The sequence below is a fragment of the Cupriavidus sp. a3 genome (assembly GCF_051015765.1).
GTDB lineage: Bacteria > Pseudomonadota > Gammaproteobacteria > Burkholderiales > Burkholderiaceae > Cupriavidus > Cupriavidus oxalaticus_A.
In genome coordinates this window covers 1,388,676-1,408,201 of record NZ_CP170643.1, presented here as the reverse complement: position 1 = coordinate 1,408,201, position 19,526 = coordinate 1,388,676, and the positions used below count along the sequence as shown (strand labels likewise).

Genomic DNA, 19,526 nt, shown 5'->3' with positions numbered 1-19,526 from the left:
GGAAGAAGTCAGGCGTCAGGGCGTCAGGGGGCAAAGAGAATACCGCACGCCGCCGGCCAGCACGGCCGGCGGCGATTCATGGAAGGGCCCCGGTGGGCGGAGCGGCTTGCGCGCGGGCGGGCCGCTCAGTGCGTGCCGCCCTCCAGCCTGGCGCGGATCTCGCGCGCGGTCTCGAGCAGGCCCTCGTAGCCGGAGCGCGCATGCTCGGGCAGGTCCGGGTCGCCCACCAGGGTACCCAGCGTCTCGATGATGCTGTAGACCAGGCCCTTGGCGGCGCCGCTGGCAATGCTGTTGGTCTCGACCGCGCTGCTGATATGGTCCAGCGCATCGCTCAGGTGGTCCACGTCCGGCGCCTGGCCGGACTCGGGCTGGGTAGGCTTGCGGGGATCGGTGTTCATATCGATGACCTTGTCGATGGCCGCCTTGTCGATGGCCTTCTGGGGAGAGCAGGGTTCGTGAGGATCGGCCGGCCGGCGCGCGGCCCGCTTTCTATTCTACGCGCACGCAACGCGGATCCGGCACTGCGCCGCGCCCCCATGTGCACGCCATGGCACCCACCCCGATTGGCTGAATCTCTTGGCGCCATTGAAAATAAGCATTTCTACTAATCACCCGATTGCAGCAGAATCATTACCGTTGCCGGCGGGTTTTCAGCCCCACACCGGTGCCGGTCTTGAAAATCGGCAAACTGGTAACATATCGGCAGCAACGGGCGCGGCTACGGCCGCCAGAGCCAGCCGGCAGGCGGCAATGGCGTCCCCGGCGGGTCCGCGCAATCTCGTGTAAGGTTACGGTTCTGCCCTACCCAGTTTCCCGGCCTTCAACATAAACAGAGCGAAACCAGAGGTTTTCCGCCATGAGCGAACAAATCAAGTATGTGAGCGACGCCTCCTTCGACGCCGACGTCCTCCAGTCCGACAAGCCCGTCCTGCTCGATTTCTGGGCCGAATGGTGCGGCCCCTGCAAGATGATCGCCCCGATCCTGGACGAAGTCGCCAAGGACTATGGCGACAAGCTGCAGGTCGCCAAGATCAATGTCGATGAAAACCAGCAGGTCCCGGCCAAGTTCGGCATCCGCGGCATCCCGACGCTGATCCTGTTCAAGAACGGCGCGGTCGCGGCCCAGAAGGTCGGCGCGCTGTCCAAGTCGCAACTGACTGCCTTCCTCGACGGCAACCTGTAAGCTGCGCACCGGAGCCAGACCAGCCGCTCCGGTTTTGTCACGATCCGACGTGCGTGCGCCACACCCTGGCGCACCGGTCGGATTGTGCTAAGATGCCACCAACAACTCCCCGAGCGTTCGCTCATTTTTCCCCCTTCTCTTTCAGTCTCGCCCGTCCGGGCAAATCTGTACCCCTCGTCTATGCACCTGACAGAACTCAAATCGCTTCACGTGTCTGCGCTTCTCGAAATGGCGGCAACGCTCGAGATCGACAACGCACAGCGGATGCGCAAACAGGAACTGATGTTTGCGATCCTGAAGAAGCGCGCCAAGATGGGCGAAACCATCTTCGGAGACGGCACGCTGGAAGTTCTGCCGGACGGCTTCGGCTTCCTGCGCTCGCCGGAGACTTCGTACCTGGCCAGCACGGACGATATCTACATCAGCCCGTCGCAGATCCGCCGCTTCAACCTGCATACCGGCGACTCGATCGAAGGTGAAGTGCGCACGCCCAAGGACGGCGAGCGCTACTTTGCGCTGGTGAAGGTGGACAAGGTCAACGGGCAGCCTCCCGAAGCGGTCAAGAACCGCATCATGTTCGAGAACCTGACGCCGCTGCATCCGAATCGGCCGCTCACGCTCGAACGCGACATCAAGGCGGAAGAGAACATCACCGGCCGCATCATCGACATGATCGCGCCGATCGGCCGCGGCCAGCGCGCGCTGCTGGTGGCCTCGCCCAAGTCCGGCAAGACCGTGATGCTGCAGCACATTGCACACGCGATCGCCAACAATCATCCGGAAGCCGACCTGTTCGTGCTGCTGATCGATGAGCGTCCGGAAGAAGTGACCGAGATGCAGCGTTCGGTGCGCGGCGAAGTGGTAGCGTCCACCTTCGACGAACCGGCCATCCGCCACGTGCAGGTCGCCGAAATGGTGATCGAGAAGGCCAAGCGCCTGGTCGAGCTGAAGCGCGACGTGGTGATCCTGCTGGACTCGATCACCCGCCTGGCGCGTGCCTACAACACGGTGGTGCCGGCCTCGGGCAAGGTGCTGACCGGCGGTGTCGACGCCAACGCGCTGCAGCGTCCGAAGCGCTTCTTCGGCGCCGCGCGCAACCTGGAAGAAGGCGGTTCGCTGACCATCATCGCCACCGCGCTGATCGAAACCGGCAGCCGCATGGACGACGTGATCTATGAAGAGTTCAAGGGCACCGGCAACATGGAAGTGCACCTGGAACGCCGCCTGGCCGAAAAGCGGGTCTACCCGTCGATCAACCTGAACAAGTCCGGCACGCGCCGCGAAGAACTGCTGATCAAGCCGGAAATCCTGCAGAAGATCTGGGTGCTGCGCAAGTTCATCTCCGACATGGACGAAGTGCAGGCCATGGAATTCATCATGGACAAGATGAAGGCCACGAAGAACAACGCGGAGTTTTTCGATATGATGCGCAGAGGCGGCTAAGCCTCGGTGCGGCGTACCGCTTACGGACGCGCCGCAAGATGAACAAGAAGGCGTGCCACGGCACGCCTTTTTTGTTGCCCGATGGGTTTCCTATGCTCGGCAAACTGACTGCATTCCTGCGCACCCGCTCCAGGGCCCGCAAGCTGGAGCACTACGCGATCCCCGACGACCTGTGGGAACGCACCGTCGCCGCGCTGCCGTTCGTGCAACGCTATGGAAGCGAAGATCTGGCCGCGCTGCGCGAGCTGGCCACGCTATTCATTGCGGAGAAGGAATACTCCACCGCGCACGAGCTGCCGCTGGACGACGACATGGTCGTCAGCGTCGCCGTGCAAGCGTGCGTGCCGATACTGAAGCTGGGGCTGGCGTGGTACCGCGGCTGGCATGGCATCGTGCTGTATCCCGGTGAATTCATCATCCGCCGGACCGTGCAGGACGAGATCGGCCTGGTGCACGGCGTGGTGGAGGAAGCCAGCGGCGAAGCCTGGGAGCATGGCCCCGTGATCCTGTCCTGGCCGGACGTGCATACGCCGGGCGCCGGCATCGACAGCGAACACGAGCTGCCGGCAGACACCTACAACGTGGTCATCCATGAATTTGCCCACAAGCTGGACATGCTCGACGGCGAGCCGGACGGCGTGCCGCCCTTCTCGCGCGTGCTGCATCCGGATATCGATGCGGAAGCGTGGGCGGACACTTTCCTCACCGAATACGACCGCTTTGCCGAGGCATGGGAGGCACGCAAGGAATCGGATTGGGAGCATCCCGAACGGCTGCCGCCGGCGCTGCGCGTCATCGACCCGTACGGTGGCGAGGCACCCAGCGAATTCTTTGCAGTGACCTCCGAGGCATTTTTTGTTGAGCCGGGCGGGCTGGCTCGCCATTGGCCGGTTGTCTACCAGTCGCTCGCCTCTTTTTACCGCCAGCACCCCGCTGCGATGTGAGTAAAAAGGCATATCAAGCCTTGCAGGCAGACGGCGCGCGATATACCTGTTCCCCTTCCCCAAGTTATTGTTTTTCTGCCATAATCCCGGTTTGCCCGTTACCGGCAAGTGGTTCGTTCGTCGACGCGTCGTGTTTTCAGCGGTGAATTCAGCAGTAAAGCGCGGATCGCAACGGACTGGCTACCCAACCAGAAAGGACTCATCATGAAAGAAGGCATTCACCCGAATTACCGCGAAGTCGTGTTCCAGGACATGTCCAGCGACTTCAGCTTCATCACCCGCTCGACCATCCAGACCAAGGACACGATCGTGAAGGACGGCAAGGAATACCCGCTGGCCAAGATCGAAGTCTCGTCGGAATCGCACCCGTTCTACACCGGCACCCAGAAGATCATGGACACGGCCGGCCGCGTCGAGAAGTTCCGCCAGAAGTTCGGCAGCAAGCTGGGCAAGGTCGCGAAGTAATCGCTTTCGGCGAACCCCGCTTCGCGCGGCCTGCGGACAGATGCTCCAGGCCGGCGCGAACCAGCAAAGAGGCAGCATCGGCTGCCTCTTTTCTTTTGTGCCCGCCGTTTGCGTGCCACCGGCCGAGCGGCGCCGGCACTGTTGTATCCACCGGAATCCCTCACCCGCGTGAGGCTTCTACGGCATGTCACGGCCCTCGCGGCCGCCGCATGCGCGATACTGTGGCCTTCGCGCCATTGCGCCACGGCCCGACCTGAGCATCGATGCGTCAAGCCAATACCTCACCCGTCCAGTTGACCGCTGCCGCGACCGGCGCCCTGCCGCGCGCCCTGCTGCTGGCGATCTGCATCATCTACGGCCTGGTCGGCCTGTTCGGCCGCGATCCGTGGAAGAACGAGGACGCCGCCGGCTTCGGCGTGATGTGGCAATTGGCCACCGGCGGCCTGCATGACTGGCTGATGCCGAATATCGTCGGCCGGCCGTTTACGGAGGACGGCCCGCTGGTGTTCTGGATCGGCGCGCTGATGATCCGCGGCTTCGGCGGCTGGCTGGGACCCACCGACGCCGCGCGCCTTGCCACCGCCCTGTTCTTCTTCTCGACCTGCGCCTGCATCTGGTACAGCACTTACCTGCTGGGCCGGCGCGACGAGGTCCAGCCGTTCGCCTATGCGTTCGGCGGCCAGCCCAATGCGCGCGACTATGGCCGCACGCTGGCCGATGGCGCACTGCTGATCTTCCTGGCCTGCGTCGGCCTGGCCATGCGCGGGCACGAGACCACGCCGCAGGTCGGCCAGGTGGCCTTTATCGCGCTGGCGCTGTACGCGCTGGTGCGCAGCCTCGACAAGCCGCTGATGGGCAGCCTGGTCTATGGCGCCGCGCTTGGCGGCCTGGCGCTGGCCAGCGGCCCCATCCTGCCGCTGGCGCTGCTGTTCGGCACCGTCGTCTGCGCGCTGGTGTGCAAGCCCTTGCCGTGGCAGCGGCTCGCCGCCATCGGCATTCCGCTGGCGTTGCTGATCGTCGCGGCCTGGCTGGCTTCGACTTATTTCGGCGCGACGGACCGCACCGAGGCTGTCACCTTTATCCGCGAATGGGCGCGCTACGACCGGCGCAACTATGGTTCGCCGAACATGCAGACGTTCGGCTTCAACATGCGCAACCTGTTCCTGTACACGTGGCCGGTCTGGCCGATCGCGGCATGGGCATGGGTTGCCTGGGCTGGAATGCGCCGCGCCGCCCATGTGGCCATGCCGCTGGCGGTGCTGCTGCCTGTCGTGGTGCTGCTGTTTCTGCAACGCAGCGGCGGCGACGTGCAGTTCATCCTGCTGCTGCCGCCGATGGCGGTGCTGGCAGCCTTCGCACTGCCCACGCTGGCGCGCGGCGTGATCAACGCGATCGACTGGTTCGCGCTGCTGTTCTTCACCATCTTCGGCGGCACGGTCTGGTTCATGTGGATCGCAAAGACCACCGGCTGGCCGCCGCGCGTAGCGCGCAATGTGTTCCGCCAGCTGCCCGGCTACCAGCATGAGTTCACGATCACCGCGGTGCTGATCGCGCTGGCGGCCACCATTGCCTGGGTGCTGATCGTGCGCTGGCGCCTGTCGCGCGCGCCCAAGCAGATCTGGCGCCCGGTGGTGATCTCGGCCGCCGGCACCACGCTGATGTGGGTGATGGCGATGACGCTGTGGCTGCCGTCGATCAACTACGGCAAGACCTATCGTGACGTGGCCCAGGCCGCCGCGATGGCGCTGCCGCCCGCATACCGGTGCGTGCAGCCGATCCGCATGGGCGACGCGCAGCTCGCGTCGTTCGCCTACTTCGGCCATATCCGCTTTGGCGGCCCAAGCGACGGTTGCGACGTGCTGCTGCGCCACGATGCGGTGGACTATGGCGAGCCCGGCAATATCTCGCATTTCGAATGGCGGCTGATCTGGGAAGGCCGCCGCCCCGCGGACCGCGACGAGCGCTTCCGCATGTACCGGCTGGTCGATACCGCGCGCGCGGTGCACCCGCGCCCCGACCTGCCGCGCCGCCGCCTGCCGCGGCAGCCCTGACCCCACCGGCACGAGCCTCCGCAGCGCACCGCAGCGCCATCGATCCATTCCGGCCGCAGGCGGCTGCGGGCATCGTGCCCGGTCAACGCCCCTGACATTGCCCCTGAGGCCTGAATGACCCTGCTCCAAGACCTTCGCCGCATCTTCAGCCTGGCGGCCCCGGTACTGGCCGGGCAGCTGGCAGTGATCGCCTTTGGTGTCATCGACACCGTGATGGCCGGCCGCGCCTCCGCCACCGACCTCGCCGCCGTCGGCCTGGGCGGTTCGATCTACGTTACCGTCTATATCAGCCTGATGGGCGTGCTGCAGGCGCTGGCGCCCGTCGCCGGCCAGCTCTATGGCGCCGGCCGCCTTGAGGCGATTGGTTCGGAGGTGCGGCAGGCCGCGTGGCTCGGCGCCGCGCTGGCGCTCCCCGGCGTGCTGCTGCTGGCCTTCCCGGCGCCGCTGCTGGCCTTTGCCAAGGCGCCGCCCGAACTGGTCGACAAGGCCACCGCCTACCTGCATTTCGCCGCGTTCGGGCTGCCCGCGGCGCTCGGCTTCCGCATCTATTCGGCGCTCAACAATGCGATGTCGCGGCCGATCATGGTCACGGTGCTGCAGGTCGGCGGCCTGGCGCTGAAGGTTCCGCTCAACGCCTGGTTTATCCACGGCGGCCTGGGCGTGACCGCCATGGGCGGGGCCGGCTGCGGGCTGGCCTCGACGCTGATCAGCTGGGCATGGTGCATCGCCGCGCTGCTGGTCCTGCGCTATGGCGCCGCCTACCAGCCGCTGCGGATCTTTGCGACATGGAGCTGGCCGGCAACCGCGCCGTTGCGCGCGCTGCTGCGCCTGGGCGTGCCGATGGGGCTGACCTACCTGATCGAGATCACCTCGTTCACGCTGATGTCGATCTTTATCACGCGGCTGGGCACGGTCACGCTGGCGGGGCACCAGATCATCGCCAACCTGGGCGCCGTTGCCTACATGCTGCCGCTGTCGCTGGGCATCGCCACCTCGACACTGGTCGCTCAGCATATCGGCGCACGCGATCTCGCCGGCGCAAGCCGCATTGCCTGGCGCGGCATCCGCGCAGCCGTGGCACTGGCCATGCTGACCGGCGCGCTGCTGTGGCTGCTGCGCGAACCGATCCTGCACGCCTATGCGAGCGACCCCGCCGTGGTGGCGGCCGCGCTGCCGCTGGTGCTGTTCGTGGCCTTCTACCAGGCGTTCGATGCCGTGCAGGTGCTGACGGCGTTTATCCTGCGCGCCTACAAGATCGCGGTGATTCCGACGCTGATCTATGCGGGATCGCTGTGGGGCATCGGGCTGGGTGGCGGCTATGTGCTCGGGTTCGGACTGATTGAAGGCCTGCCGGCGTTCACGCACGGGGCCAGCGGGTTCTGGCTGGCCAACAGCATAAGCCTTGCCATTGCCGGCGGATTGCTGGTGCGGTATTTCGCGCGGGTAAGCAGCGCCGACGTGAAGCACTGAGCCCGGCGCTAAGCACTGCGCTTGCCGCAGGCGCGCCACTCTACCGATGTGGGTGAAAATCCTGGAGCTGAAAAGAAAAACGCCCGCTTGCGCGGGCGTTTAATTTGGCGGAGTGGACGGGACTCGAACCCGCGACCCCCGGCGTGACAGGCCGGTATTCTAACCGACTGAACTACCACTCCTTAGTCGGCTGCCACCTCGAGCAAAGCTCTTGGCGACGCGCTGGACGTTTGATTACGCCCTGCTATTTTGGCGTCCCCTAGGGGATTCGAACCCCTGTACTCACCGTGAAAGGGTGATGTCCTAGGCCTCTAGACGAAGGGGACAGAAACTTGTTTTACAACGCGTTTTCTGTCTTGCGCTGGAAAGTCTGCCATTCTAACAGACTTTTTCGCGCCTGGGAAGCATCTTTTTTGACGCCTCCCGAATCCTTGGTGGAGCTAAGCGGGATCGAACCGCTGACCTCTTGCATGCCATGCAAGCGCTCTCCCAGCTGAGCTATAGCCCCATACGGGTAACTGCCTGATACTGCTTTCGCGGCTTTCACAAACTGCTGTATTTGCAGCGAAGTCAGGATTATATATCGATTTCCGCAACGATTGCAACATTTTTTACTGTTGCCGCGGCGATTATCAACATAATCCCTCACACTAAAAGAAAAACCCGCATGGCATTAACCATGCGGGTTTAGTTTTGGCGGAGTGGACGGGACTCGAACCCGCGACCCCCGGCGTGACAGGCCGGTATTCTAACCGACTGAACTACCACTCCTTAGTCGGCTGCCACCTCGAGCAAAGCTCTTGGCGACGCGCTGGGCGTTTGATTACGCCCTGCTATTTTGGCGTCCCCTAGGGGATTCGAACCCCTGTACTCACCGTGAAAGGGTGATGTCCTAGGCCTCTAGACGAAGGGGACAGAAACTTGTCTTTCAACACGTTCCGTCTGGCGCCACCCGATACTGACTGGATGCCACCTAAATCTTGGTGGAGCTAAGCGGGATCGAACCGCTGACCTCTTGCATGCCATGCAAGCGCTCTCCCAGCTGAGCTATAGCCCCATGGTACTGCCATTTACTGCAACTTGCGTTATTTTCGCTGGATTTAACTACCGTTTCAAGCGAAGCCAAGATTATATATCAACTACTAATCTTTGCAAGCTCCCTATTTAACTTTTTCGCTTTTCTCCTTGCTTTCTAAAAAGCGTGGAGACCGCGTAGATCCTTGCGGATCCGTCAGCCCGCTTGGTCAGGGACCGCGCTGCAGGGAGAACGAGATTATGCGCAACTCCGGCCCGGAGCGCAAGCCCCAGGCGCGGATTTTTGCGAGATTTTTTACGCGGCGATACCGGCGCCCAGACGGCGCAGCACCGTGTCGCGGCCGAACAGTTCGAGCACCGCGTCAATGCTCGGCGTTTGCAGCTGGCCCGCCACCAGCAGGCGCACCGGCATGGCCAGCTTGGGCATCTTCAGGCCGAACTCGGCCAGCACTACCTTGAAGGTCGCGCTGATGGCCTCGCGCTTCCACTCAGGCAGCGCGCCCAGCTGGCTGGACAGCGCGGCCAGCGCGGGCTGGATCTCCGGCGTCAGGTGCTCGGCCTTGAGCGCGGCATCCGCCTGCGGCTCGCCGCGATAGAACAGCAGCGCGGCCTGTGCGACTTCCTTCAGCGTGTTGGCGCGGTCCTTCACCAGGGCCACCACGCCGACCAGGTCGGCGCCTTCCACCTTGCCGCCGAGCGCTTCAATGAACGGCTGCGTGAGCCCTGCCAGGCGCTGGTTGTCGCCGACCTTGATGTAGTGGTTGTTCAGCCAGGCCAGTTTTTCCGGGTTGTACTGCGCCGGCGATTTGCCCAGGTGCTCCAGGTCGAACCATTCGATGAACTGCTCGCGCGAGAAGATCTCGGCGTCGCCGTGGGCCCAGCCCAGGCGGGCCAGGTAGTTCAGCACGGCTTCGGGCAGATAGCCTTCGTCGCGGTAGCCGGTCACGGCCATGGCGCCGTGGCGCTTGCTCATCTTCTCGCCCTGCTCGTTCAGCACGGTCGGCAGGTGCGCGTAGACCGGCGCGGTGCCGCCGAGCGCGCGGATGATGTTGATCTGGCGCGGGGTATTGTTGACGTGGTCGTCGCCGCGGATCACGTGCGTGATCTTCATGTCGAGGTCGTCCACCACCACGCAGAAGTTGTACGTGGGTGTGCCGTCCGGGCGCGCGATCACCAGGTCATCGAGCTCGTCGTTGGAGATCTCTATGCGGCCCTTGACCGCGTCGTCCCACACCACGCTGCCGCCGATCGGGTTCCTGAAGCGGATCACCGGATCCACGCCGGCCGGCGGCTCGGGCAGGACCTTGCCCTCTTCCGGACGCCAGAAGCCGTTGTAGCGCGGCTTCTCGCCGCGCTCGCGCTGCGCTTCGCGCAGTGCGTCGAGTTCCGCGGTGCTCATGTAGCAGCGGTAGGCCAGGCCGGCGTCGACCATCTGCGCCACGACCTCCCGATAGCGGTCCATGCGCTGCATCTGGTAGAACGGGCCTTCGTCGATGTCCATGTCCAGCCAGGCCATGCTTTCCAGGATCACGTCGACCGCTTCCTGCGACGAACGCTCGACGTCGGTGTCTTCGATGCGCAGGATGAAGTCGCCCTTCATGCGGCGGGCGAAGGCCCAGGGATAGAGCGCGGAGCGGATATTGCCGAGGTGGATAAAGCCGGTCGGGCTCGGCGCAAAGCGGGTGCGGACGCGTTGGGTCATGGTCAGGGGCAGAAACAAGAAAGCCCGCGCGCAGCGGCGCGCGGGCTGGTGTGTGCAGGCTTTGCATTATACAAGCACGTTCCTGCCGCCCTCCGCATGGCGCCGGGCGTGCGCGGAATCGTGCGCGGAATCATTTATGCTTGCGCCGGTCTGAGATCGTGCCGGTCGACAGGCATGCCGGCGCAAGACGCATAAAGCAGCGTTGACATCACATGCCACAGCAGTCCCGGCCACCCCCGATTTACTGATCCCGCTTCATGCAACGACGTCATTTCCTCGGCCTCTCCGCGGCCGCCCTGCTGGCGGGCTGCGCCTTCGGCCCGCGCACTGCGCCGCCGGTAGCGACCACGCCCGCCGTCCCACCCACTCCGCGTCCGGTCAAGATCGGCCTGGCGCTTGGCGGCGGCGCCGCGCGCGGCTTTGCCCATATCGGCGTGATCAAGGCGCTCGAGGCACAGGGGATCCATGCCGACCTGGTGACCGGCACCAGCGCCGGCGCGGTCGTGGCCGCGCTGTATGCGAGCGGCCTGGACGGCTTCAGGCTGAACAAGCTGGCGCTGACCATGGACGAGGCGTCGATCGCCGACTGGGCCCTGCCCTTCGGCACCCGCTTCGGCGGCTGGCTCAAGGGCGAGGCGCTGCAGAACTACGTCAACCGACAGGTGCTGAACCGGCCGATCGAGGCAATGAAGCTGCCGCTGGGCATCGTCGCCACCGACCTGAAGACCGGCGAAAAGATCCTGTTCCGCCGCGGCAATACCGGACAGGCCGTGCGTGCGTCGAGCAGCGTGCCGGGCGTATTCCAGCCGGTGTCGATCCAGGGACATGACTACGTCGACGGCGGCCTGGTCGAGCCGCTGCCGGTCGACTCGGCGCGCGCCATGGGCGCCGACTTCGTCATCGCGGTGAATATCTCCGCCGACCCGTCGGCACAGAAGAACGCCGGCCAGAGCGGCGTACTGCTGCAGACCACCGCGATCATGGGCCAGTCGATCAACAAGATGGCGCTGTCGCGCGCCGACGTGGTGATCCGCCCCGAACTGCCCGACATGAGCGGCAGCGACTTCAACGCCCGCAACCGCGCGGTGCTGGCGGGCGAACAGGCGACCGCCGCGGTGATGGCCACGCTGCGGCACAAGCTGGAGCAGGCGCGGCTACAGCCGGCCGGCACGGTGGCGGCGCAATAGCGACGCATAGCGGCGCCCGACGCGGAAAACAAAAAGGACTGCCGCGGCAGTCCCTTTCCTTTGTGGCGTTGCGTTGAAGCTCAGCCGCCGTACATGGTGGCCCGTACGGCCTTGGGATCGTAGCGCTTGAGCGTCTCGACCATGTCGCCGAGGCTTTCGCTGCGGCTGTTGCCATCGTCCTCGATACGGCGCGCGCCGTTGTAGCGCGTCACCCAGTACGCGGCGCGCATGTCGTCGACACGGATCTTGCTGCCCGTCGAGGGGGCGTGCACGAATTTGTTGTCGCCGATATAGATGCCGACGTGCGAGAAGGTCTGGCGCATGGTGTTGAAGAACACCAGGTCGCCCGGACGCAGGTCGCTGGTCGCCACGTTGGTGCCGACACGGCTGATTTCGACAGAGCGGCGCGGCAGCATGAAGCCGAAGGTGTCATGGAACACGTAGCGGACAAAGCCGCTGCAGTCGAGGCCGGATTCGGGGCTGTTGCCGCCGAAGCGGTAACGCACGCCGATCAGGCCCAGCGCGTTCATGACCAGGTCGCCAGCCTTGCTGGCAACGTTGCTGGTGGAATTCACCATCGACGACAGCAAGCCACGCTTGCCTTCCGCATGCGAGTCCGCGGCCGGGGCCGTGGCATCGATACGGGCGTCGGCGTCCTTGAACACCGTGTCCGCCAGCACTCCATTCGACACAGTCGCACCGCAGGCAATGGCAATTCCGACGGCGGCGCGCGCCAGGGAATGAAGCACCGATCGCTGCATTGGTTCTCCCGTTGAACGTTTCCAAAGCAAGCCCCGGCACAAGGTCCGGGGCTGCTGGGTATCTGTGTACAGCGTGTGCACCACGCCGGTACTACGGGGAGGACGTAACGCAACATCCGCGCCAGGCAGAGATGACGCTATTGCGTCACGACCGCGCCGAAACCGCGCCGATAAACCGCGCCGACAATCGCACCGTCAACGTGCACTGCGCGATTCAATGCGTCGGACACACCACCCCCGAAAGTAGTACTCGCCGGATGGTAAAGGGTTGTCATTCACATGTCAAAGTTCGTTACAAATTCGCCGGATTTGACTTGCGAATCAACGATATAGGCCGAATTTTGCATCTTGTTTATCGGATTGCGCATATCAAAACGCCGCCAGTCCGGCGGCGCAAAAAGCGATGCTGCGAGGCACTGCGGTCAGGCAGCACCAACCTGCGCCGCGGCCATCAGCTTGCGGGTATAGGGATGCTGCGGCGCACCGAGCACGGCCTCGGTTTCCCCGGTCTCTACCACCTCCCCCGCCTTCATCACGATGACGCGGTGCGCCATGGCCCGGATCACCGCCAGGTCGTGGCTGATAAAGAGATAGCTCAGGTTGTACTTGTGCTGCAGCTGGGACAGCAGCGCCAGCACCTGCTGCTGGATCGAGACGTCCAGCGCCGAGGTAGGCTCGTCCAGCACCAGCACCTGGGGCTTGAGGATCAGCACCCGCGCGATCGCGATGCGCTGGCGCTGGCCGCCGGAGAACTCGTGCGGATAGCGCCCCAGCGCGGTGCGGTCGAGCCCGACTTCGCGCAGGGCGTCGATCACGCGCTCGCGCGTGGCCTCGCGCGACAGGCCGGGCTGGTGCAGCGCCAGCCCTTCGCCGACGATCTGCTCGATGGTCATGCGCGGCGACAGCGAGCCGAACGGATCCTGGAACACCACCTGCATGCGCGAGCGCAGCTGGCAGCGGTCCTTGCGCGTGGCGTCGTCAAAGCTGCGGCCAAGGAAATGGATGGTGCCGGCGCCCTTGCGCTGCAGCGCCAGCACGGTATGCGCCAGTGTGGTCTTGCCCGAGCCGGATTCGCCGACGATGCCGATGGTCTCGCCTTCGCGCAACTGGAAATCGACATCCTTGACCGCCGCGAACTGGTCCTTGCCGAACCAGCCGGCCACGCCACGGCGCTTGCGCGCGTAGTTGACGCTGAGGTTGCGCGCCTCCAGCAGCACCGGCGCCAGCGGCACCAGCGGCAGCACCTCGCGCTTCGGGCGGCTGTCGATCAGCTTGCGCGTGTACGGGTGCTGGGGCGCGGCAAACACCTGGGCGGTCTCGCCGGTCTCGACCAGCACGCCCTTCTCCATCACGCCCACGCGCTGGGCAAATGAACGCACCAGGTTCAGGTCGTGGGTGATCAGCATCACCGCCATGCCGAATTCGGCCTGCAGGTCGCGCAGCAGGTCCATGATCTGCGCGCGGATGGTCACGTCCAGCGCCGTGGTGGGCTCGTCGGCCAGCAGCAGCTTGGGCCGGCACGCCAGCGCCATGGCGATCATGGCGCGCTGGCGCTGGCCGCCGGACAGCTGGTGCGGGAAGCTGTCGAAACGGTGGGCGGCGTCGGTGATGCCGGTGCGCTCCAGCAGCGCGATGGCACGCTCGCGCGCGGCGCGGCGGTCCAGGCCTTCATGCAGCGCCAGCGTTTCGACGATCTGGTTGCCGATGGTGTACAGCGGGTTCAGCGCCGTCATCGGTTCCTGGAAGATCATCGCGATCTCGGCGCCGCGGATTGCCCGCATCTCGCGGTCGGAGACGTCGAGCAGGTTCTTGCCTTCGAAGCGGATCGCGCCGTCGTAGTAGGCATCTTCAACCAGGCGCAGCATGGCCAGCGCGGTCACGGTCTTGCCCGAGCCCGATTCGCCGACCAGCGCGTAGCGCTCGCCGGCGCGCAGGTCAAAGCTGACCTCGCGCACCGCGCGGGTGGCATGTTCGCCGTGACCGAAGGTGACGGACAGCTTGTCCACGCACATCAGCGTGGAGCCAGGCGCGGGGATCTCGGCGGGGGCGAGGCCGGTGGCGGCCTGCAGCAGCGGCGACACGGCGCTCATGGCGTGACTCCCGGCGCCGGCGCCGCCGGCGCGCCGGCCGGGACCTTGGGTTCGACCCGGCCACGCAGCGCGGCCAGGCCCAGGCGGGTGTCGAAGGCATCGCGCAGCGCGTCGCCCATGAAGGTCAGCAGCATCAGCGTCACCACCAGCACGGTGAAGGTCGACAGCGAAATCCACCAGGCATCGAGGTTGCCCTTGCCCTGCGCCAGCAGCTCGCCCAGGCTGGGCGTGGTCGGCGGCACGCCAAGGCCAAGGAAATCCAGGCTGGTCAGCGCCAGGATCGCCGCGCTCATGCGGAACGGCAGGAACGTGATCACCGGCGTCAGGCTGTTGGGCAGGATATGGCGCCACATGATCTGCACGTTGGACAAGCCCAGCGCGCGCGCCGCCTTGACGTAGTCGAGCGAGCGGTTGCGGTAGAACTCGGCGCGCACGTAGTCGGACAGCCCCATCCAGCCGAACAGCGACAGCAGGATGATCAGCAGCGCCAGGCTGGGCTCGAAGATCGAGGCGAAGATGATCAGCAGGTACAGCTCGGGCATCGAGCTCCAGATCTCGATGGCACGCTGCGAGAACAGGTCGAAGCGGCCGCCGAAGAAGCCCATCAGCGCCCCGGTCAGCGTGCCGATCACCACGCCGATCACGGTCAGCGCCAGGCTGAACAGCACCGATACGCGGAAGCCGTACAGCAGCCGCGCCAGGATGTCGCGGCCACGGTCGTCGGTGCCAAGCCAGTTCTCGGCCGACGGCGGCGCCGGGTTGGGCTCCTTGGCGAAGTAGTTCAGCGAGTCGTACGAATACCGGTTCAGCGGGAAGACCGCGAAATTGCCGTCGCTGGTGATGCGGTCGCGGATAAACGGATCGAGATAGTCGGCCTGCGTCGGGAAGTCGCCGCCGAAGGTCGTCTCCGGGTAGGTCTTGACGATCGGGAAGTAGTAGTCGCCGTTGTAGCGCACCACCAGCGGGCGGTTGCTGGACAACATCTCCGCGCCCAGGCTCAGCACGAAGATGGCGACGAAGATCACCAGGCTCCAGTAGCCGCGGCGGTTGCGGCGGAAGCGCTGCCAGGCGCGCTGGCGCGGCGAGGGCGAATGCGGCAGGCCGTTGGGCACCGCGTGCGAGAACGGTTTCATCGGTGCAGGCCCTCGAAATGGATGCGCGGATCGACCAGCACGTAGCAGACGTCGGAAATCAGGCGCGTGACCAGCCCGATCAGCGTGAACAGGTAGAGCGTGCCGAGCACCACCGGGTAGTCGCGCCGCAGCACGGCCTCATACGACAGCAGGCCCAGCCCGTCGAGCGAGAACAGTGTCTCGATCAGCAGCGAGCCGGTGAAGAAGGCGCCGATAAAGGCCGCCGGAAAGCCGGTCACCAGCGGGATCAGCGCGTTGCGGAACACATGCTTCCACAGTACGCGGCGCTCGCCCAGCCCCTTGGCTCGCGCGGTCAGCACGTACTGCTTGCGGATTTCCTCCAGGAAGGCGTTCTTGGTCAGCATGGTCACCACCGCGAAGCTGCCCACCACCGAGGCGGTGATCGGCAGCACCAGGTGCCACAGGTAGTCCATCACCTTGCCCATCAGCGACAGCTGTTCCCAGTTGTCGGAGGTCAGCCCGCGCAGCGGGAACCACTGCACGAAGGTGCCGCCGCCGAACAGCACCAGCAGCAGCACGCCCAGCACGAAGCCGGGGATCGCATAGCCGACCAGCACGACGATGCTGGTGACCACGTCGAAGCGGCTGCCCGCCCGGATCGCCTTGGAGATGCCGAGCGGCACCGATATCAGGTAGGTCAGGAAAAACGTCCACAAACCCAGGCTGACCGACACCGGCAGCTTGGACTTGACCAGCTCCCACACGCTGCGGTGCTGGAAATAGCTCTGGCCCAGGTCGAACTGGGCGAAGCGCTTGAGCATCAGGAAGTAGCGCTCCAGCGGCGGCTTGTCGAAGCCGTACAGGGCCTGGATCTCCTTGATCTTCTCCGGGTCGACGCCGCGGCGGCCGCGGTATTCGGCGCCGCCGCCGCTGGCTTCGCCAGCGCCGCCCCGCCCTTTCAGTTCCATCATCATCTGCTCGACCGGGCCGCCCGGCACGAACTGGATGACGACAAAGGTCAGCGTGATGACGCCGATCAGCGTCGGGATCATCAGCAGGATGCGCTTGAGCAGGTAGGCAAGCATCGGCCGGTCCTTGTTCCTTTAGCTAATCTGCACTGAAAGCGTCAGCGCGCTTGCGGCTGGACGTCCTTGCGCCACCACTGGCTCAGGATCCAGCCTTCGGCCGTATAGAAAGAGGGAAGCCGCTCCGGATAAGCCAGTTCCTTGCGGTACGAGACCCGGTGTGACGCACTGTACCAGTTGGGCACGATGTAGTAGCCGTGCATCAGCACCCGGTCGAGCGCGCGCCCGGCAGTAATCAGCTCCTGGCGGGTATGGGCATGCAGCAGGTTGTCGACCAGCTTGTCGACGACCGGCGACTTCAGCCCGAACAGGTTGTCCGAGCCGGGCGTGGTCGCGGCCTCGCTGGCAAAGCGGTCGCGCAGTTCGTTGCCCGGGCTCTGCGAGTCGGGGAAGCGGATCGACACCATGTCGAAATCGAAGTCTTCCAGCCGCTTCTGGTACAGCGCAAAGTCAGTGGTGCGCTGGTGCACCTGGATGCCGAGCTTTTCCAGGTTGCGCACATAGGTGGTGATGACGCGGCTCATGGCGCCGCCATCGTCCAGGAACTCGAATACCAGCGGCTCGCCCTTGGTGTTGCGCAGCGCGCCGTCGGTGTAGGTCCAGCCGGCCTGCGCCAGCAGGCGCCGGGCCAGGCGCAGGTTGTCGCGCAGCGACCGCGGCGCCGCGGTGCTGGGCTGCACCACGTCGGGGCCGAAGACCTCGGGCGGCAGCTCGGCGCGCAGCGGCTCCAGCAGCGCCATCTCGCCGGGGCCGGGCCGGCCGTCGACGGTGGCGCTGGCGGCCAGCTCGCTGTTGGAGAACCAGCTGTCCAGCCGCTTGTACGCGCCGTAGAACAGCTGCCGGTTCAGCCATTCGAAGTCCAGCGCCAGGATCAGCGCCTGGCGCACCCGCACGTCCTGGAACACAGGCTTGCGCATGTTCATCACGAAGCCCTGCATGCCGGCGCCGTTGCGGTGCGGGAACTCGGTCTTGATCAGCTCGCCGTTGCGGAAGCGCGTGCCCTGGTAGCTCTTGGCCCAGTTCTTGGCACGGTACTCGACGATGGCATCGAACTCGCCGGCCTTGTAGGCCTCCAGCTTGGCGGTCTCGTCCTTGTACAGGCGGTAGACCACGCGCGCGAAGTTGAAGGTGCCGCGGCGCACCGCCAGATCCTTGCCCCAATAGCCGGGATCGCGCTTGAAGATGATGCCGCGGCCGGCGTCGTAGCGCTCGATCAGGTAGGGGCCACTGGTGATGGGCGGCTCGAAGGTCAGCTTCTCGAACGGCACCTTGGCGGTCCACTTCTTCGAGAACACCGGCAGTGCGCCGACGATCAGCGGCAGTTCGCGGTTGCGCTGCTTGAAGTCGTAGCGCAGCGTGCGCTCGCCGGTCACCACCACCGCCTTCACATCGGTGCACATGCTGCGGTAGCCGGGGCTCGACGCCTTGCTCATCAGCATGTCATAAGAATGCTTGACGTCAGATGCCAGCACCGGGTCGCCATTGGAGAAGCGCGCCTGCGGGCGGATGCGGAAGGTGACCGACATCTCGTCCGGCGCGACCGTGACGTCCTCGGCCAGCAGGCCGTAGGCACTGGCGGTCTCGTCGGCGCTGCTGACCAGCAGCGACTCGAACATCAGCGCATTGAGCCCGGGCGCCGACGTGCCCTTCAGCGTGAACGGGTTGAACTTGTCGAAGCTGGTGCGCCGGTCCGGATTGGCGAGCGTGAGCGTGCCGCCAGCCGGTGCGTTGGGGTTGACATAGTCGAAGTGCGGAAAATTCTCGGCGTACTTCAGGTCTCCGTGCAGCGCGAACCCATGCGCCGCCATGGCCGGGGAAGAGACCAGAGAGACCAGGGAGACCCCCGCCGCCAGCATGGTCGCCAGCCCGAACCGCAGTACCGCATCCCGCCGGAAGCACTGCCATGCCGCCTGAAGCGGCCAACGTGCTTGAATAGGCATCCCGTTGGATTCCTCCACTATGACCTCTGGGGTCCCGGCGTTCTGCGGCCGGGCCAAGTATGAGACAATTTTACATGCGTCCGGGGTGGCGCCAGCCATCCGGACATTCCCTCTGCGCGGCGCAATAAAACAGCCGCAGAACAGCCAGGGCACGCGCACGGCCGCACGGCGGACGCAGGAAGCGTGCCTGATACACCACCTTGGAGAACTTATGGGATTTCTGGCAGGTAAGCGGATCCTTATCACGGGCTTGCTCTCGAACCGCTCGATCGCCTATGGCATTGCCTCCGCGTGCAAGCGCGAAGGCGCCGAACTCGCCTTCACCTATGTCGGCGAACGGTTCAAGGACCGGATCAGCGAGTTTGCCAAGGAATTCGGTACCGACATGGTGTTCGAGTGCGACGTCGGCAGCGACGAGCAGATCGCCGCGACCTTCGCCGCGCTGGGCCAGCGCTGGGAGAAGTTCGACGGGCTGGTGCACTCGATCGGCTTTGCGCCGCGCGAAGCCATCGCCGGCGATTTCCTCGAGGGCCTGTCGCGCGAAGGCTTCCGCATCGCGCATGACATTTCCGCCTACAGCTTCCCGGCGCTGGCCAAGGCCGCGCTGCCGCTGCTGTCGGACAAGGCCTCGCTGCTGACGCTGACCTACCTGGGCGCCGAGCGCGTGGTTCCCAACTACAACACCATGGGCCTGGCCAAAGCCGCGCTGGAAGCCAGCGTGCGCTACCTGGCTTCCTCGGTCGGCCCGCGCGGCATCCGCGCCAACGGCATCTCGGCCGGCCCGATCAAGACGCTGGCCGCGTCGGGGATCAAGGACTTCGGCAAGCTGCTGGGCCACTTCGAGCAGGCCGCGCCGCTGCGCCGCAACGTGACCATCGACGAAGTCGGCAACGTGGCCGCCTTCCTGCTGTCCGACCTGGCCAGCGGAGTGACCGGTGAGATCACCTACGTCGACGGCGGCTTCAATATCGTCGGCGCGAGCGTCGCGGACGCCTGAGGGCAGCACTGCCGGCCGCAGCGCCGGAATCGACAAGGGGCGCCAGCGATGGCGCCCTTTTTTCCTGGCAGGTTGCAAG

At 65.2% G+C, this 19,526-nt stretch carries 15 protein-coding genes and 6 tRNA genes; 8 read left to right on the top strand and 13 right to left on the bottom strand.

Annotated features, from left to right (window positions below; genetic code table 11):
• Positions 1–125: 125 nt before the first annotated feature.
• Entirely contained in the window at positions 126–398 is a 273-nt protein-coding gene (locus tag ACAD63_RS06805) for a hypothetical protein (RefSeq protein WP_116322035.1), read from the bottom strand.
• A gap of 458 nt (positions 399–856) precedes the next feature.
• Here ACAD63_RS06805 and trxA point away from each other — a divergent pair, with 458 nt between their 5' ends.
• The 6 genes from trxA (at position 857) to ACAD63_RS06775 (ending at position 7,556) form a co-directional block, all read left to right on the top strand.
• Entirely contained in the window at positions 857–1,183 is a 327-nt protein-coding gene (gene trxA / locus ACAD63_RS06800) for a thioredoxin TrxA (protein WP_029046118.1), read from the top strand.
• A 180-nt stretch (positions 1,184–1,363) separates the two neighbouring features.
• Positions 1,364–2,626, top strand: a complete 1,263-nt coding sequence (gene rho, locus ACAD63_RS06795) for a transcription termination factor Rho (protein WP_042886485.1) — start codon at positions 1,364–1,366, stop codon at positions 2,624–2,626.
• 92 nt (positions 2,627–2,718) lie between these two features.
• Complete coding sequence (locus tag ACAD63_RS06790; RefSeq protein WP_195431966.1) at positions 2,719–3,570, top strand: M90 family metallopeptidase; 852 nt, start codon at positions 2,719–2,721, stop codon at positions 3,568–3,570.
• 204 nt (positions 3,571–3,774) lie between these two features.
• On the top strand, positions 3,775–4,035 hold the full coding sequence (locus tag ACAD63_RS06785; RefSeq protein ID WP_133096124.1) for a type B 50S ribosomal protein L31: 261 nt from the start codon (positions 3,775–3,777) through the stop codon (positions 4,033–4,035).
• A gap of 263 nt (positions 4,036–4,298) precedes the next feature.
• Complete coding sequence (locus tag ACAD63_RS06780; RefSeq protein WP_133096123.1) at positions 4,299–6,086, top strand: ArnT family glycosyltransferase; 1,788 nt, start codon at positions 4,299–4,301, stop codon at positions 6,084–6,086.
• 114 nt (positions 6,087–6,200) lie between these two features.
• Complete coding sequence (locus ACAD63_RS06775) at positions 6,201–7,556, top strand: MATE family efflux transporter (protein WP_135705520.1); 1,356 nt, start codon at positions 6,201–6,203, stop codon at positions 7,554–7,556.
• A 105-nt stretch (positions 7,557–7,661) separates the two neighbouring features.
• Here ACAD63_RS06775 and ACAD63_RS06770 read toward each other — a convergent pair.
• From ACAD63_RS06770 to gltX, 7 genes are all read right to left on the bottom strand, one after another.
• Positions 7,662–7,738: transfer RNA gene (locus tag ACAD63_RS06770), tRNA-Asp, on the bottom strand.
• 68 nt (positions 7,739–7,806) lie between these two features.
• Positions 7,807–7,882 (bottom strand) — tRNA-Glu (locus ACAD63_RS06765).
• 106 nt (positions 7,883–7,988) lie between these two features.
• Positions 7,989–8,064, bottom strand: a tRNA-Ala gene (locus tag ACAD63_RS06760).
• A gap of 186 nt (positions 8,065–8,250) precedes the next feature.
• Positions 8,251–8,327 (bottom strand) — tRNA-Asp (locus ACAD63_RS06755).
• Positions 8,328–8,395: 68 nt separating this feature from the next.
• Positions 8,396–8,471 (bottom strand) — tRNA-Glu (locus ACAD63_RS06750).
• A 66-nt stretch (positions 8,472–8,537) separates the two neighbouring features.
• Positions 8,538–8,613: transfer RNA gene (locus tag ACAD63_RS06745), tRNA-Ala, on the bottom strand.
• Positions 8,614–8,886: 273 nt separating this feature from the next.
• Complete coding sequence (gene gltX, locus ACAD63_RS06740; protein ID WP_133096121.1) at positions 8,887–10,293, bottom strand: glutamate--tRNA ligase; 1,407 nt, start codon at positions 10,291–10,293, stop codon at positions 8,887–8,889.
• A gap of 257 nt (positions 10,294–10,550) precedes the next feature.
• On the opposite strand from gltX, the gene ACAD63_RS06735 reads away from it, so the two are divergent.
• The gene (locus ACAD63_RS06735) at positions 10,551–11,480 is read left to right on the top strand and encodes a patatin-like phospholipase family protein (RefSeq protein WP_434033630.1); all 930 of its coding nucleotides are present in this window, start codon (positions 10,551–10,553) and stop codon (positions 11,478–11,480) included.
• Positions 11,481–11,560: 80 nt separating this feature from the next.
• Here ACAD63_RS06735 and ACAD63_RS06730 read toward each other — a convergent pair whose 3' ends face one another.
• The 5 genes from ACAD63_RS06730 to ACAD63_RS06710 form a co-directional block, all read right to left on the bottom strand.
• Entirely contained in the window at positions 11,561–12,241 is a 681-nt protein-coding gene (locus tag ACAD63_RS06730; RefSeq protein WP_135705522.1) for a C40 family peptidase, read from the bottom strand.
• 422 nt (positions 12,242–12,663) lie between these two features.
• Positions 12,664–14,331, bottom strand: coding sequence for an ABC transporter ATP-binding protein (locus tag ACAD63_RS06725; RefSeq protein ID WP_135705523.1), 1,668 nt, complete (start codon positions 14,329–14,331; stop codon positions 12,664–12,666).
• Positions 14,328–15,464 carry an ABC transporter permease gene (locus tag ACAD63_RS06720; protein ID WP_133096117.1) on the bottom strand — a complete coding sequence of 379 codons (1,137 nt, stop codon included), beginning with the start codon at positions 15,462–15,464 and terminating at the stop codon, positions 14,328–14,330. Before ACAD63_RS06720 ends, ACAD63_RS06725 begins: the two co-directional genes overlap by 4 nt.
• The gene (locus ACAD63_RS06715) at positions 15,461–16,510 is read right to left on the bottom strand and encodes a microcin C ABC transporter permease YejB (protein WP_133096116.1); all 1,050 of its coding nucleotides are present in this window, start codon (positions 16,508–16,510) and stop codon (positions 15,461–15,463) included. Before ACAD63_RS06715 ends, ACAD63_RS06720 begins: the two co-directional genes overlap by 4 nt.
• A gap of 41 nt (positions 16,511–16,551) precedes the next feature.
• Positions 16,552–18,450, bottom strand: coding sequence for an extracellular solute-binding protein (locus ACAD63_RS06710; RefSeq protein WP_434033629.1), 1,899 nt, complete (start codon positions 18,448–18,450; stop codon positions 16,552–16,554).
• A gap of 211 nt (positions 18,451–18,661) precedes the next feature.
• Here ACAD63_RS06710 and fabI point away from each other — a divergent pair, with 211 nt between their 5' ends.
• Positions 18,662–19,447 carry an enoyl-ACP reductase FabI gene (gene fabI / locus ACAD63_RS06705; RefSeq protein WP_133096114.1) on the top strand — a complete coding sequence of 262 codons (786 nt, stop codon included), beginning with the start codon at positions 18,662–18,664 and terminating at the stop codon, positions 19,445–19,447.
• Positions 19,448–19,526 lie beyond the last annotated feature (79 nt).